This window comes from Candidatus Cryptobacteroides sp., assembly GCF_056207615.1.
Genome location: NZ_JBAEER010000057.1, coordinates 15,834 through 31,353, shown reverse-complemented (window position 1 = coordinate 31,353; position 15,520 = coordinate 15,834). Strand labels below are relative to the sequence as shown.

Sequence of the window (15,520 nt, the reverse complement as noted above, 5' to 3'; positions counted from 1 at the left end):
CATACTGGAATGATGGAAGACAGTACACGGCGTAAAGCTGGAAATGCTTGTCGTCCAACTTCTTGTTCATCGCATCATATTTGGAGAAATCACGGCCCCAGATATAATCGCTAGGATAGTAGGCGTATGCCATGTGGGTCCTGTTGAAGAGCATGCCTGTAGGGAATTCATGGAAGGTGATATGATTGCCCTCGCATGAGAACTCTACATAGTCCGGTGGCGTTCCCATCCATCCTTCTGCCGCATATTCCTCTTCTATGAGTCCCTGACGATATGGATCCATGACTCGGTAGATTTCTTCTCCCTGCGCCTTGTAGATCTCGGTTGCGTATTCCTTCTCGAAGATGCACTCGTCGAAGTATGTGCAGTCTCCGTATTTCTCAAACACGAGTTTCTTGCTCACGGTCACTATGACTGAGCTGCGCTCAGAAGGGGAGACGCCGTCCACGATATCCAGCTTGAGCCTGTACTTGTCCGATGTGCGGAGCTTGTTAGAATCTCCGAACCTTACGCGGACTATGGCCTCGCATGAATTCTCTGCGAAGGTTACGTTTGGAGTGAGGAGCGAGAATATACCGTTCGGGTCGGTTTCCGACCATACTGGCGTCGATGAACCCGAAGGTGCAGTGTCATAATGGAAATCTATATGTGCCCTGCTGGCTTCTCCTTCCTTTCCCTTGTAGATCGGTATCTCCAGGATTCCTGAGTCCTCCTTGGAAACCTCTGCATACAACACGGAAGATGCGAACGCGAATCCGCTTTCTCCTTCGTAGATGGCACCTGTTTCGCCCTTGTCGCAGGATCCGAAAAGCAGGGCCGCAATCAGCAGCGCTGACGAGAGTAGTATGGTCTTAATTCTGCACATAAGGATTCTGGTCTTCAGGGTTTATGTTCGGGTTATTGTCGATTTCCACCTGCGGAATCATGAGTATGCACTCGATGAAGTCTGCCGGGAAATTCAGATATTCAGGGTATTTGCTGAGATAGTTCGTATGATTCGACACCTCACCGTTTATGGTCCAGTATCGAGTCCATCCCTTCGCCAGCCTGAGGATGTCGAAGATGCGTCCTGTCTCGCCCCAGAGCTCAATTCTGCGCTGCAGGAGAATCTCGTCCATGAGCGTCTTCACTGTACCCACCGATCCGAAGGTCTGCTCACTTCCCGTCAGTGGGGAGAGGACTGCGGACCAGTTCGTGTCTCGACGTTTCATGATCTCTCCGAGCATCTGCTTTGCATAGTTGTTGTCTCCCATGCGGCATGCCGCCTCTGCAAGGATGAGATAGGCTTCCTCAAGTCGCATGAAGATGTAGTCACCTTTGTAGGACTGCTGGTCCGCCCACTGGAACTTGAACTGGTTGTAATTGATGTTTGCTCCGTATTTCCAGCTGCTTGCGTCGACACTTATGTCTCCGTTCCACCATCCCTTGCGGATGTCCGAGTCCGGAATCTGTGCATAGAGCCAGTTGCTGATGCATTTTGGTGATTCCGCGGCGTAATAGACATTTGTGCATGCGTCCATGTTGGAATAGAATGACGCGAACACGGTAGACTGGTCGGACAGCATCTCAGCTCCCCACATTACAGACGATGAGCTGACGCTGTTGAACGGAGTCTTTCCTGTCGTCCACTCGGTCGTAGAGTTGTCAAAGGTTCCCTTGGTGATTGTGGCCTCGTTCATCGAAAGAAGAGAGGCCCTCGGCGTCTTGATCGCTTCTTCGGCGGCCTTGACAGCCTTTGTCCATTCGTTCTCTACAAGAGCGACACGTGCCTTCAGGAGGTTGGTCGAGTAGTAGTCGAGGTTTGAGATATGCTTGCGTGGGAGGTCCGACTTTTTGAACAGATCTAGCGCGGTCTCGAGATCGGCATCGATCTGCTCATAGACCTCTGCGACGCTGCTGCGCTTCTTTCCCTTGCTGGATGCGTTCGTCGGTTCAGTGTAGATAGGCACACCTGGCAGGTCCTCGTGGCCTACGATAGTCTGCTGGAAAGACTGGATCAGCATGAAGTAGGCAAACGCGCGTGCAGAATATGCCTGGGCGAGGGTATTCTGAATCTCCCTCTCGTCACCCCTGACGGTATCGGCCGCGCCTATGATATAGTTGACGTTGCTGATGATTTCATAGAAATATGCCCAGGTGAAGTAGCAGCGCCAAATCTTCGAGGTATAGCGACTGCGCTGGTCATAGTTGTAGTCCTTCCAGAACCATCCTGCACCCTGTGCTGTCTGTACCATGTCTTCTCCCATGAGGTCGGCTGCAAGGGTCACGGCCATGTTGCCGAAGCACTGGTGGGCGTTTGCCGTGACGAAGTCGATGCGGTTGTACATCGTTGCATAGACTCCGTTCATGGCGACCTGCATGCCCTCCACGTCAGAAAGTATCTCGTCCTTGACTACATCTGTAGTAGGGGTGGTCTCCATCAGCGATGTGCATGAAAAGCAGAGCAAGGCTGCGAGTATTATTGTTGATATCTTTTTCATGGCTGCTAGAACTTAAGGTCCACTCCGAGGGAGACGGTACGGTTCGGTGTGTATGTGTACGAAGTGGATCCGGAGAAACTGCTCTGAGGGTTCAGACCGGTAATAGAGCTGAGCATGAGGAGGTTGTCTCCGGAAGCATAGATTCTTGCCGAGCGTATATGCAGCTTCTCCATCTTCGAGAGGTCGAAAGTATATCCGACGGCTATGCTCTTGATGTTGAAATATGATGCGTCAACGAGGAATCTGTCCGTGGTGACGGTGTTCGCCGTCGTGGTTATCTTCGGAACGTCAGTGATGTCCCCGGCCCTTTCCCAAGCGCGGAGAGAATTGACGTGATAGGTCTGGCCGACGAAGGATGGTTCCATGAGTGAACGGTAAGTGCTGTCGTAGATCTTGCCGCCAACTGAGTATGTGAAGAGGGCGGATACGTCCAGCCCCTTGAAATGTACGCTTGATGACAATGAACCATAGACATACGGTAGCCTGCTTCCGCAGAGCCACTTGCACCCCGATGCGACGGTAGGATCATTGGTCACATAATCGCTACCTTCGATGCGCTTGCCGTTCTCGTCCTTCTGGAAAGCGAGGTAGAGCTGCTCTCCCGTGGCCGGATCGACACCTGCGCTGCGTGCCATGTAGAATGTGTTGACTGTCTCGCCTTCACGGATGAGATAGACGCCGTTGTTGATGTCCTCTCCGTTTCCTGTCAGCGACACGACCTTGTTCTTTACCGTAGATGCCATCAAGGAAACGTTCCAGTTGAAGTCAGGCCTGTTGACTATGTCGTAGCCCAGGGTGATGTCCACTCCGGTGTTGAACATCTTACCCACGTTTGCATAGTAGCCTGGGAAGCCAAGAGATATCGCGATAGGGTATTCGAGGAGCATGTCAGTCGTAGTCCTTCTGTACCATTCGATGGTGCCGCTGAACCTGTTGAATACCTTGAATTCGAGTCCGAGATTGACGTTGCCGTTCTTCTCCCATGTCACGTCCTTGTTCTCGAGTGAAGCGATGATGGCTCCAGAGTTGTTCGCGTTCGGGTATCCCATGTCGTAGAGGGCCTGCCATGCGTAGTATGAACCGATGTTGTCGTTACCCTGTACGCCGTAGCTGGCTTTCAAGGTCATATTGTCCAGCCAATTCAGACTCTGCATGAACTTCTCCTGCGAGATGCGCCATGATGCACCGACAGACCAGAACACACCCCAGCGGTTTTCCTTGATGAACCTTGACGAGCCATCCGTCCTGAGGCTTCCTGAAAGGTAGTACCTGTCTGCATAGTTGTAGTTCAGACGGCTGAGCCATGAATTGATGCTGTATGTCTCACCTATGGAATTGGCCTCCGCAAGGGTTGATCCCATTCCAAGTTCGTCGTACTCGTCGAAAGGGAATCCAGTTCTCTGACCGATGAGATAATTTGCCTTGCTGTTATAGAACTCATGACCGGCCATCACGTCGAAAGTATGCTTTTCGAAGCTCTTCTTGTAGGTCAGGATCTGGTTCCATGTATAGCTTTGGGTGCGCTGGTTCTCCTTGGTCAGTCGACCGGTACCGGCTGCGTTTCCGTTGTTGCGGTTGTACATCGTGGAAGTGTTGACGGAGATGATGTCTGCACCGAGTGAAGTGCTTAGACGGAAGTCCCCGAACTTGAAACCAAGATGTCCGCGCATGTTGATGTTGTCGCTGATGCTGTAGTAGTCATCATCGAAGAGGGTGGCGATGCAGTTTCGGTTGTTCTGAGCTCCTGCAGGTCTTGATGCACCATAGTCGAATACCGGCTTGCCATCCTTGCTGATGACGTTCCCGTCGAGGTCGGTCTCATACACGGGATAGATAGGTGCCATCATCATGGCAGTATACCAGATGTTGTTCGCCTCTGTGCCGCTCGCGCCGAGATAGTCGCTCCTGGAATTCGAGTAGTTGGCGTTGAGACCGAACTCTAGCCATTCGTATGGGGTGAATTCAGAACCGACCCTGGCAGTTATCCTTCGGAATCCTGTGGTCTTGATCGTTCCTTTTTCGTCGAGATATCCGATGGACGCCATATACTTGCTCACGCCAGAGGCTCCGGACATGGAGAAAAGATACTCCTGGCGTATAGGGAACTTGGCCTTTGCTGCGTCGAGCCAGTTGGAAGAGTACTTCTGCACAGCATCTGGTACTATCCTTCCGCTCGCATCGAAGAGTTCTTCCATGCCCTTGTCGAATATGTTGTACCTGTTGTCAGCTCCGAGTATGCTCTTCGCCAGACGTGAGGGGGTCATCGCTCTCGCGTCCTTAGGGAGGTAGCCTTCCGTGTGTACGAGATCGTTGTAGGTCGCCCTGTACATCTGTTCCATATACTCCTTTGCACTCAGCGTCTCGTAAGGCTTGATCGCCATGGAGTTCACGCCGACGCGAGCGGTGAAGTCGATGGATACGCGATCATCGCCGCCTCCGTTCTTCGTCGTCACGATGACTACGCCATTCGCACCACGGGATCCATACAGGGCGCCTGCAGATGCGTCCTTGAGGACGGAGATGCTCTCGATGTCGTTAGGGTTGAGGGAGTTCAGGCTGCCATCGTAAGGAATACCGTCCACTACGATGAGAGGAGAACTGCTGGCGTTGATTGAACCGAATCCTCTGATCATGATGCCGGAACCACTGCCGGGCTGTCCGCTACCCGATGTCGTCATGACTCCGGATACCTGACCGTCGAGCATCTTCGAGACGTCTGCCACGGGACGGTCGTGAAGCTTGGAGGCACGGATAGTTTCCGCCGAACCCGTGAAGGACGACTTAGATGCCGTTCCGTAGGCTACGACAAGCACATCCTCAAGGGTGTTCGTGTCGTCTTCCATAGTCACGTCTATCCTGGTACGCCCATCCACGGCCACACTCTTCTCTGCCAGACCGAGGCAGGAGAATATGAGGGTCGCGTCGGAAGGGACGGAAATCGTATAGTTTCCGTCCAGGTCGGTGATTGTATAGCCGGAGCCGTCCTTCTCCAGGACAGCTACGCTTGGCAGTGGACTCCCGTCAAAAGAATCGGTCACTTGTCCGGTGACCGATATCTTCTGTGCGAAAGTCAGATGCGTGCCTGCGAGCATGCACAGCATCATCGTGAGGATTCTTTTCAATGTCATTTTACTCCTTTATGCAACGGGTAGATGCACCATAAGGGCGGTTGAGGCCGGTCTCGCTGGCTGGGTTACCCCAGGCCATGTTCTCGTAGATAACGGTGTTGGAATTGTCGGTACGAGTGTTATACATGCCGCTTCCTCCGACGCTCTGAAGGATACCCTTCGTGCAGTCGTAGTTACCTCCGAGAGGGAACCAGAACTCCTTGCCTTCCTTAGTCTTGTAGCGGAAACCTATGCTCATGTCATAATCCTGATACCAAGGATACGACTCATCGTAAGCAGAATCGTCGTTGAGCTTTCCTCCCTTCTTGTACTCGGAACGGAAGCCCCATCCGTCACCTGCTGCAGGGATCCACCATCCCTCTGGACATGGATCATAGATGGTCTTTGCATTGGTCTTGCCGCCCCAGAGATCATTGTTCTGGAGAGCTGCCTGATTAGTGAGCCAGTCCACTGACGGCCATGAACTTGACGGAGCCCAGTAGAAGGTGTCCGGATTCTCGATGGCGAGCTGAAGGTTTGTGGTCACATGGTCATTGTAGGTCGGCCTTTCCTGGGTCTTGATGAAGATCTGCTTGTTGTCGATGTCGTAGATCTTGACAGGAATGCTTGACTCGACGTCATCTCCGCCAGGGAATGGGTCCTTGCGACCCCACTGATACATGAGACCGAGAGCATACTTGCTGTACTTCTCTCCGCTCAATGCACCGAGGTTGCGGTCCATATACTTGTATGAGATGCCGTTTGCATCCTTCCACTCGAAGATGTTCTCCTCAGGATCATAGTCGGTGACCCAGACATGCCAGCTCCAGACTACGGTGTTGCCCTTGCGCGCCGCAACGACGGCATTTCCCTGCTTTCCGTCACCGAGCTTCACGACTACCACGCCTTCATTACCGTTACCGGAAACTGAGCTGACGAGGCTTTGAGCGTCTTGCCATACGAGTACGGCGTTGTCGAAATCGAGAGTCTCGGCAGAATTACCCTTGACTGCATTTATCGTCAGAGTGCTGCCTGGCTTCACTATGTGACAGTTGGCTGCACCGGCAGTTACTGTGATTTCCACGATGTCGAGGCTTCCCTCATACTCGAACTGACGACCATGGTCATCGGCAGCTGAAATCTTGTATTCGAGCTTGTCAGATGCAGGGGTAGGGGCTGTGAACCTTATGCTGATGACGTCATCGTTGACGCTGGTCTCCGCATTCCAACCAGAGGACAGGTCCACGCTCGGAGTGCCGGCAATCGCAGCTGGTGCAAGATTCTCGACCTTGTATGACAAGGTGAAGGAGCCTCCAGCCTTAACAGCCATTGAGCTAGGATCGCCCAGACATACGATCTCAGGGACAGGGGATGCGATCACCCTTACCCTGATGCTTCTGGTGAGACTGCGCTTGTGGGTGTCGCTTGCAGTAAGAGATACCTTCACTTCCGTCTCTTCGGTAATGATGTCAGGCGCAGTAAGCTTGATCGTACCGACATAGTTCACGTAATCCACCTTACCGAGCTTGATCTGGAAATCTTCGTTGTCAACCGCAGGATTGAGGTCGAGGGTCGCACCCTCCGAACCAGTCACTGTGAAAGGAATCTCAAGTGTCTCGCCCGGGTTGATTGAAGGGTTCTCGACGTCATAGAATATGCCGAGGTCGCCATAGTCGTCGTCAGACTTGTCTGAGCCGCCACCTTGGTCAGGGTCGTCGTCAGCACCTCCGTTGGCGATGACGGTAAGGTCCACGAAGCGTGTGAGCTTTCTGCCGTGCGAATCGGAGATGGAAAGGAAGACCTGTGCCTCGATGTCCTTGGAAAGGTTCTTCGGCGGAATGACCTTGATCACGCCCTGTCCCTTCGCATAGTCAATCTTGGCTATTCTGACGGTAATCTTGCTGTTGTCAGTTGATGGGGTATAATCGAGTGCTGCACCGTCTCCACCGGTCACGGTGAACGGTATCTCGATGTTCTCGCCGGCCTTGATCACGACTTCGTCCATGTCGAAGATTATGTCGAACTCGCTCATTGGTTCCGGCATCTTAATATAAGTACAGCCCGCCAGAGCTGTACTTACTAAAAGGATTATGGTATAGAGTATTTTCTTCATCATATACCGGGGATTTTATTAAACCTTACTCCCTGACGCAACGTACAGGAAGAGCGTAGTTGAGATTGTACTTGCCGGCAGTGCTGAGGGCATTCATCTTGACTGCAGAGATGTCATCATAGTTACCGTTACCAGAAGTGTTGAGCTTCACGGCTGTACCTCTGAAGTAAGAAGCGTTGAGCTTTGACGCGAAGTCAGGATCGATATTCGCAGCCCAAACCTCTGCGGTAGGGAGCGGCTTGCCGATGCAGTTCGCGGTTGAGAATTTATCGGAGTTAGAGTTGATCTCACCGGTGATGGTAAGTCTGAGACCGTCGAAGCTTGCACCTCTGAACTGAACCTTCTTCCTGTTGCCTTCAGCATACTTCTCGTTTGTTCCGATTGCTGAATCGTCAAAGGTTACATAGTCGTCGTCCCAGATCTCGACGATTTCGGTTGCGGCCTTCACACCCTCCCATGCTGAGAGCGGAGCCACCTTGTAGCCTGCAGGACATGGGTCGTACATAGACTTCTTTCCGTCATTCTCCCAGAGTGACATGAACACCTCAGGGTCGAAAGTGGTAGCGTCGGTGGTGAGCCAGCTGTAGCCATGCTTTGCACCGGATACATATACATTATTATAGAATGTGCTAGGATTTGCAATTGCGTTCGCGAGGTTGTTCTCTTCCTCGTTCTTAACGATTGCGATTTCCACCTCTTCGCCTTCTGCATCGTAGATTGTCCTGAGCGCATATTCTCCGAACTTGATTGAAGGGAACGGATCCTTGCGGCCATACTGATATGTCACGCCTACAGAGAGCTCGCTCTTCTCGTCAAGATTGAGAGCACCGATGTTGCGGTCCATGAATGAGACTCCGCCTACGGTCACGTCCTTAGGAGTGTCCTTCACTACCCAGAAATGCCAGCTCCATACTACATTGCCTTCAGCATCCAGACCAGAAAGGAGAGCGTTTCCTTCCTTACCATCTGCGAAACGTACGATTGCCCTATCAAGTCCGACCTGGACCATATCAACAAAGAGGCCAGGAGTGTCCTGCCACTGGAGGATGATGTCATCAGTCATAGCAGATTCGCCTGAGTTTCCGAGGCTTGTAGGGAACGCTGCCACTGCGCCAGGCGCGACAATATAAGAATTTGCGCCCTCTTCGAGTTCTACATAACCATTGACAAGTATTGGATTGACGGTTATCTTACTCGAAGATACCCTGTCGTTCTGGCTGTCAGTGAACGTGAGGTTTATGTCGAATGGCGTGTTGTCGAGGATGATGTCGGGCGCAGCAATCTCCACGGTTCCACCGGAGTAATCGTCCTTGAAACCTAATGCTACATTATAGCTTCCAAATGCAGCATACTCTATGGTTTCGTTGATGGAGAATCCGCGAACGTCGTTCAAACTGAAATTGACTTTTACTGTCTCGCCAGAGTGGATCGATATGTTCTGGCTGTCAAATGATGGGGTGAGATCCTTCAGAGGTTCTTCCTTCTGACAGGATACGATGGCTGCACAGAATGCTAATGCAGCTGTTAAGATCGCGTGTTTTTTCATATTGCTTGATGTTTGTGTTCTTAAATTATTTCAAAAATAAGCAAAAAATCCTCTCGTTGTCAATAGAATTTGTGATAATTTATGGAATTATTTGATAGTATCAACCAAAAAGACAAGAAGGCTCGTATTATGTCAGTTTATTCCTGCCTTTCTGAGGGCTTACGGGAATGCTGACGACGGCGACGGGTTTCAGCACGTCAGGGCGAAGGAAGCGTATGGCTCCGTTGCCGAACCTGACCTTGCATGAACCGTTGTCTGTGATCTCCTCGACCGTGCCGGTGCCGAAGAGCCGGTGCTCGACCGTCATTCCGGGTTTGATTCCCGATTCTTCCTCATCCTCGTATGACGAATCCGGGCTGTCCGGGAGCTCTTCAATGGTGAGGTGGAGCTTCAGTCTGTTCCAGAGAGCCTCGTCCATCTCGCCCTCGGTGACGAAGAGTTCCCTGCCGATCTCGGCGATGAACCTGGACGGAAGCTTCTCCTGCTGAGCCTGGACGTTGAATCCTTCGGACTCGGTCATGTACAGGCACTTCTCCGCTCTGGTGGTCGCCACGTACATGAGCCTTCTCTCTTCCTCGAGCGCGGCCTTCTTCCTCTCCCTGATGCTTCGTGCATTCGGGAATATTCCTTCGCTCAGGCCGATGATGAACACGTACGGGAACTCGAGACCCTTGGACTGGTGCACGGTCATGAGCTTGACCTTGTCGGTCTCCTTGCGGTAGTCTGCATTGGTGTAGAGGGCAATGTCCTGGAGGTAGGCGTTGAGGTCGCTTTCCTGGTCTATGCGCTCGGATTCCCACATCCTCATCGAATTCAGGAGCTCGGTGATGTTCTCTAGCCTCTGCTCGTCATTGTCGTCGCGATATTCCTTCTTCAGTCCGGTCTTTTCGAGTATGTGCTCCATCATGGTGGAAACCGGCATGGAGTCCATCCTGAGCCTGCAATTCTCCACCAGATCTACGAATTCACGCAACGCAGCCTTGTCCAGCTTACCCTCTCCGAGATGGTTCTTGAGGGCCTGGAAGAGGGACGTGTTCTCCTCTGAAGCATAGGTCGAGATGAGCTCCAGAGTGATTTTCCCGACCTTTCTCGACGGAGTGTTGACTATCCTTTCGAAGGCAAGATCGTCGTCGCAGCCTATGAGCCTGAGGTAGCTCACGCAGTCCTTCACCTCCTGCCTCTCGAAGAAGCGTACGCCGCCCCACATGACATAAGGTATGCCCATCTGTATCATCGTCTGCTCGATGAAACGGGAGAGATGCGCGGCCCTGAAGAGCACCGCAAAGTCGGAGTACCTTGCACCTTCGCCTATCCTGCGCATGATCTCGGCACATACCCATGTTGCCTCCTGCTTCTCGTCGCGACCATGGAAATGGATGATGTTCTCGCCGGCACCGCGCCTTGTGAACATGTCCTTCGGAATCCTGTTCCTGTTGTTCACGATGATGGCGTTTGCGACGCTGAGTATGCCTGGGGTCGAGCGGTAGTTCTCGTCCAGCACTATGGTCCTGTCGCAGCCGAAGCTGACGAACCGGTCCGGCTTTGCGCCTCTCCATTCATATATGGACTGGTCCGGATCGCCGACCACGAAGAGGTTGCCGCATACCGCGGAGAGCGTCTCAACGAGGTCCCAGTCAGATCCGTTGCAGTCCTGAGCCTCGTCGATCATGACATAGCTCATCCTTTCCTGCCACTTGCTGCATACATCTGGGAAGGTGTGGAGAATGTGGAGCGTGAACGCGAGCAGATCGTCGAAATCCAGCGCGAGCTTGTCCTTCTGCTTGTGGATGAGCTGTACCTGGTGGGGGAGTACGGTTCTGTCCTCGATGTTCTTGCGGTCGACTATTATGTCCCTTACATAAGGATTGTGGGTCTTGTATCCTGCGAGCTTGTCGAGCAGGTCGCGCACCGTCTTCACCGAACGCTCGGTGTTGTTTTCAGTCAGCACCTGCTTTGCGAGGCTCTTCATATCGTCCTCGTCGAGGATCTGGAAGGTCTTCGGATATCCGAGGCGGTGGATCTCCTCGCGCAGGAAGCGGACGCAGAACCCATGGATGGTGCATACGAAGTCATTGGTGTAACCCGGTGGCACGAGCTGCGAGATTCGCGATTTCATCTCCTGAGCCGCCTTGTTCGTGAAGGTGAGGCAAAGCAGGTTCGCGGGATCGATTCCGATCTCGTTCACGATATATGCATAGCGGTAGGCGAGTGCCCTGGTCTTTCCAGAACCGGCGCCTGCCACAACTCTTATCCTACCCTCCGTGGAGACTACTGCGTCTCTCTGTCTTTCGTTCAATATGCTAAGATCCATGATTCCCAAAATTACCTTTTTTTTGCTAAACGGACTAATTGTATCCAATTATTTGTGTTTATTGTCAAAAAATCGAAAATATCAACACTTTTTTACTGAAACATTTTTTCTGTTCGTCCGTATCAATAATCGACCCCGTAAAAATGGGGGTTCTCATATGCAGCAGATAAAGATAACAAAATCTATAACAAATAGGAGCGATGCCCTGAATTCTTATCTTGCAGACATTGCCAGATACCCTATGATCACGGCTGACGAGGAAGTTGAGCTCGCCAGGCGAATCCGTCAGGGAGATGAACACGCGCTCCAGGAACTCGTGAAGGCGAACCTCAGGTTCGTAGTCAGCGTCGCCAAGCAGTATCAGGGTAGCGGACTCGACCTCGGAGACCTTATCACTGAGGGCAACATGGGCCTTATCAAGGCAGCGGAGAAGTTCGATGATACTCTCGGATTCAAGTTCATCTCATACGCGGTATGGTGGATCCGCCAGTCCATCCTCCAGGGAATTTCGGAGCAGTCCAGGGTCGTGAAGCTTCCTCTCAACCAGATCGGAAACATCAGCAAGATGAAGAAGGCCAGCGCCGATTTCCTCCAGAGGGAGATGCGCGAACCTACCGCAGAGGAGCTTGCAGAGCTCACTGGTATCATGGAGGACAAGGTCAGGGAGAGCAACAGGGTTGCCGGTGGTCATATCTCCATGGATGCTTCTTTCATGGGCGATGATGAGGACGGTAATCTCTACGACGTCATTCCGGATACCTCAATCGACGCAACGGACGCCACTGTGATGGACGAGTCGCTCGCGACCGACCTCGAAAGGGCGCTGAGCATACTTCCTCAGAGGGATGCGGACATCGTCAGGATGAACTTCGGACTTGGCAGACCGGAGATGTCTCTCGAGGAGATCGCCGACAAACTCGACCTTACCAGGGAGAGGGTACGCCAGATCAAGGAGAAGGCACTCAAGAGGCTGCTCAGCAGCTCTGATTTCTTCGGTCTGAGGCAGTATCTCTAGAATCAGATTGTCACAACACACACTAGGAACAATACTTTTTTACGAAAAGGCGCCACGATGAGAATCGCGGCGCCTTTGATCATTGTAAAAGCAAACTAATAAATATGTTTAGAGCCTGATGCTCCCGCTGCCAGTCTTTCTGGTTTCGATCTTGTTCACCTGCATCGAGCCTGCTATGTCGCCGGAACCTGTCACGTTGGCTTTGAGCAACTCAGCCTTTCCGCTGATCGAGATGTCGCCTGAGCCTGTCACGAGGAGGTTGATCTCGTCAGCTTCGATGTGGTCTACGTCAATGTCTCCGGATCCTGTTACCTTGAACTCACAGAAGTCGCCTGATGCCTTCCTGATATTGACGTCTCCGCTGCCGGTCACATAGGCGTCAATCCTCTCGTAGTCGATGAACTCTGTCTCGATGTCTCCACTTCCGGTGACACCCAGCCTGATGGATCCCTGACCTCCGATAGGACCGTTGACCTTGATCTCACCGCTGCCTGAGACAGTGAGCGCGTCGATGGCAGGAGAACTGACGATGACGGACATCCTGATGTTGTAATAGCGGCCTCTATCGATGTAGATGTTGAGGGTTCCGTTCTTTACTTCAGTGTGGATCTTATCCATGTATTTCATGTCACCGTCAAGGTAGACCTCGCATTTCTCGCCGTGAGTGTAGATTACGTCGACAGGGGCCATGTTTGTGACTGCATGGAAATCCGGAGTGTTCCTCTTTATCCTTGAGTCTGCGTAAGCCTCATTGATTGAAGCTATGGAGAGGATGGCTGTGAAGGTGGCAGCAATCGCTGCAAGTGAGAGTTTCCTATTCATTTTCATATCCTAATTTTTCCTTTTGGTTTGCACATTAGACGCATGGAATGTCAGATTTGTTACATGAAATTTGATGTTTTTTACAATTCTTTTCCTGAATCCCCAATTACATGGCCGAGAATGCAGATTTGTTACACAATAATCCCAAATTTTTATAAATTTGCCTTGTTATGAAAGTCAGGATAGTCATACTCGCAACGCTGCTTGTCCTATCGTCATTTATCTCTACCAGTCTGTTCGCCCAGAACAATCCGTATGAGATAGACGATCAGGTGTATGATTATTTCATCCTCTCCCGGAAGGCAAAGGGGACGGACCAGTGCATCCCTTACATCAAGGCAGGTCAGCAGCTGGCCGTTGACAAGGGCGACCACAAGGGACTCTGTGTCATAATGAGTTCTGAACTTGCCCACTATTACACTCTATCTGACGAGGCGAATTTCATGCGTGTCGCCGAAGATCTCAGGAAGATCGCAAGGCAGTATGGCTTTTCGCAATACTATTACCACGCCTTCAATTCTCAGGTCGGCCTGCTCCTGAACAAGGGAAAGGTCGTGACCGCTCTTGACCTTGCGAACGAGGTGATGCATGAGGCGGAGATGGAGAATGACGCTTATGGCGTGTTCGGCTCGTACCGCGCAATTGCGAACATCTACCACCTCAGGGGCAACAAGCGTCTCGCAGTTGAGAATTACAAGAAGGCGATCGACTGGTACTGGAATACGGACCTCAAGGAGACCCAGTCCATTTCACAGACTTATTTCGATGTTGCGACCCTGATGCCGGCGAAGGATGACTCGACCCTTTTCTATGTGGAGAAGGTGATCGAGACGGCCAAGACTTATGCAGATACGCTCAAGTATGCTACCGCCGCCGCTCTTGTCTATGCATCCCGCGAGGAATACGATGACTTCTACAGGTATTTCGACTATCTCGAGAAGGAGAACGTCCTCAGCCCGATGGATGAGAATTACCTCAGCATACTCCTCACGGATGCTCTTCAGCGTAAGGATTTCGACGAGGCAGAGAGGCTGATCGGAGAGAGCGCAAGCAGCACCAATCACGAAGTCTACAACGAATGGATAGAGTATGCCAAGGCCAAAGGTGACTGGAAGATGGCCTTCGAGAACCTCGAGAAGCAGCAGGAACATAAGGATTCCCTCACAACGGAGGCGTCAGCCAGTGATATCGCGGAGTATTCTGTCAAGTTCAGAACGGAGCATATCGAGAACCAGGCAAGGCATAAGAGACAGAGTCTCGTGATTATCGTGATGGTGCTCGTGTCCGCACTCTTCATCATCGTGACCTTCCTCATCACCTATATGCTCCTGATCAAGCACAGGCAGTTCCTCGAACTGGAGGCCATGAACAAGGTCATCGACGAGGCGCGTGTCAAGGCTGAGTCTGGATCGAAGATGAAGGACCTCTTCGTCCAGAACATGAGCCATGAGATCAGGACACCTCTGAACGCGATCCTGGGATTCTCCCAGCTTCTTTCATCACCTGGGCTTGATTGGGAAGATGCCGAGAAGGAGCAGTTCAGCAAGGCTATCATGAACAATGGTGAGATGCTTACCATGCTCATCGACGACATCCTCAATATCGCAGACATCGAGAGCGGCAACTATAGCATCAATATCACAAATGTCAGCGTAGACAAGATACTCGACTCTTCCATCTCCAGCATAGAGTACAGGGTACCTGACGGCGTGGCACTGATCAACAATGCGAAGCTTCCTGAAGGCTTCACGATGAATACCGATCCTGGCCGTGTCCAGCAGATACTCATCAACTACCTCACCAATGCCTGCAAGCACACCAAGAAAGGCAGCATTATCGTGGATGCATCTCTCGAGGAGAATCCGGGTATGATTACCTTCAGTGTGACCGATACCGGCGACGGAATCCCGGAGGGAAAGGCAGAGCATATCTTCGAGCGCTTCACCAAGCTCAATTCTTTCGTACAGGGTACAGGCCTCGGCCTCAATATATGTAAGATGGTGTCCCAGAAACTGAAGGGTACCGTCAAGGTAGACACAAGCTATAAGGACGGAGCAAGGTTTGTCTTCATCCATCCTCTCGACCTTGAACTTACGGACTATACGAAGCTGTAGCAGCCCTAAGGA

9 protein-coding genes are annotated in these 15,520 nt (G+C 51.8%); 2 read left to right on the top strand and 7 right to left on the bottom strand.

Translation table 11 applies throughout. The features are described 5' to 3' along the window. From AC06ND_RS03605 to AC06ND_RS03580, 6 genes are all read right to left on the bottom strand, one after another. A partial coding sequence (locus AC06ND_RS03605; protein WP_475677625.1) for a hypothetical protein occupies window positions 1–865 on the bottom strand: 865 nt, incomplete at its 3' end. Then, window positions 852–2,480, bottom strand: a complete 1,629-nt coding sequence (locus AC06ND_RS03600; RefSeq protein WP_475677624.1) for a RagB/SusD family nutrient uptake outer membrane protein — start codon at window positions 2,478–2,480, stop codon at window positions 852–854. The genes AC06ND_RS03605 and AC06ND_RS03600, both read right to left, overlap by 14 nt. Window positions 2,481–2,485: 5 nt before the next feature. Further along, window positions 2,486–5,608: a SusC/RagA family TonB-linked outer membrane protein gene (locus tag AC06ND_RS03595; protein WP_475677623.1), complete on the bottom strand. Its 3,123-nt coding sequence runs from the start codon at window positions 5,606–5,608 to the stop codon at window positions 2,486–2,488. Between the two features lies 1 nt (window position 5,609). Then, window positions 5,610–7,703, bottom strand: coding sequence for a COG1470 family protein (locus AC06ND_RS03590; RefSeq protein ID WP_475677622.1), 2,094 nt, complete (start codon window positions 7,701–7,703; stop codon window positions 5,610–5,612). Between the two features lie 22 nt (window positions 7,704–7,725). Further along, a complete protein-coding gene (locus AC06ND_RS03585) occupies window positions 7,726–9,246 on the bottom strand; it encodes a hypothetical protein (RefSeq protein ID WP_475677621.1) in 1,521 nt (506 codons plus the stop codon). A gap of 127 nt (window positions 9,247–9,373) precedes the next feature. Further along, a complete protein-coding gene (locus tag AC06ND_RS03580; protein WP_475677620.1) occupies window positions 9,374–11,557 on the bottom strand; it encodes an ATP-dependent helicase in 2,184 nt (727 codons plus the stop codon). A gap of 157 nt (window positions 11,558–11,714) precedes the next feature. Between AC06ND_RS03580 and AC06ND_RS03575 the strand changes: the two genes are divergently transcribed. Next, window positions 11,715–12,572 carry a sigma-70 family RNA polymerase sigma factor gene (locus tag AC06ND_RS03575; RefSeq protein ID WP_475677619.1) on the top strand — a complete coding sequence of 286 codons (858 nt, stop codon included), beginning with the start codon at window positions 11,715–11,717 and terminating at the stop codon, window positions 12,570–12,572. A 108-nt stretch (window positions 12,573–12,680) separates the two neighbouring features. On the opposite strand, the gene AC06ND_RS03570 is transcribed toward AC06ND_RS03575, so the two are convergent. After that, the gene (locus tag AC06ND_RS03570; protein WP_475677618.1) at window positions 12,681–13,394 is read right to left on the bottom strand and encodes a head GIN domain-containing protein; all 714 of its coding nucleotides are present in this window, start codon (window positions 13,392–13,394) and stop codon (window positions 12,681–12,683) included. Window positions 13,395–13,564: 170 nt separating this feature from the next. Between AC06ND_RS03570 and AC06ND_RS03565 the strand changes: the two genes are divergently transcribed. After that, entirely contained in the window at window positions 13,565–15,508 is a 1,944-nt protein-coding gene (locus AC06ND_RS03565; protein WP_475677617.1) for a sensor histidine kinase, read from the top strand. Window positions 15,509–15,520 lie beyond the last annotated feature (12 nt).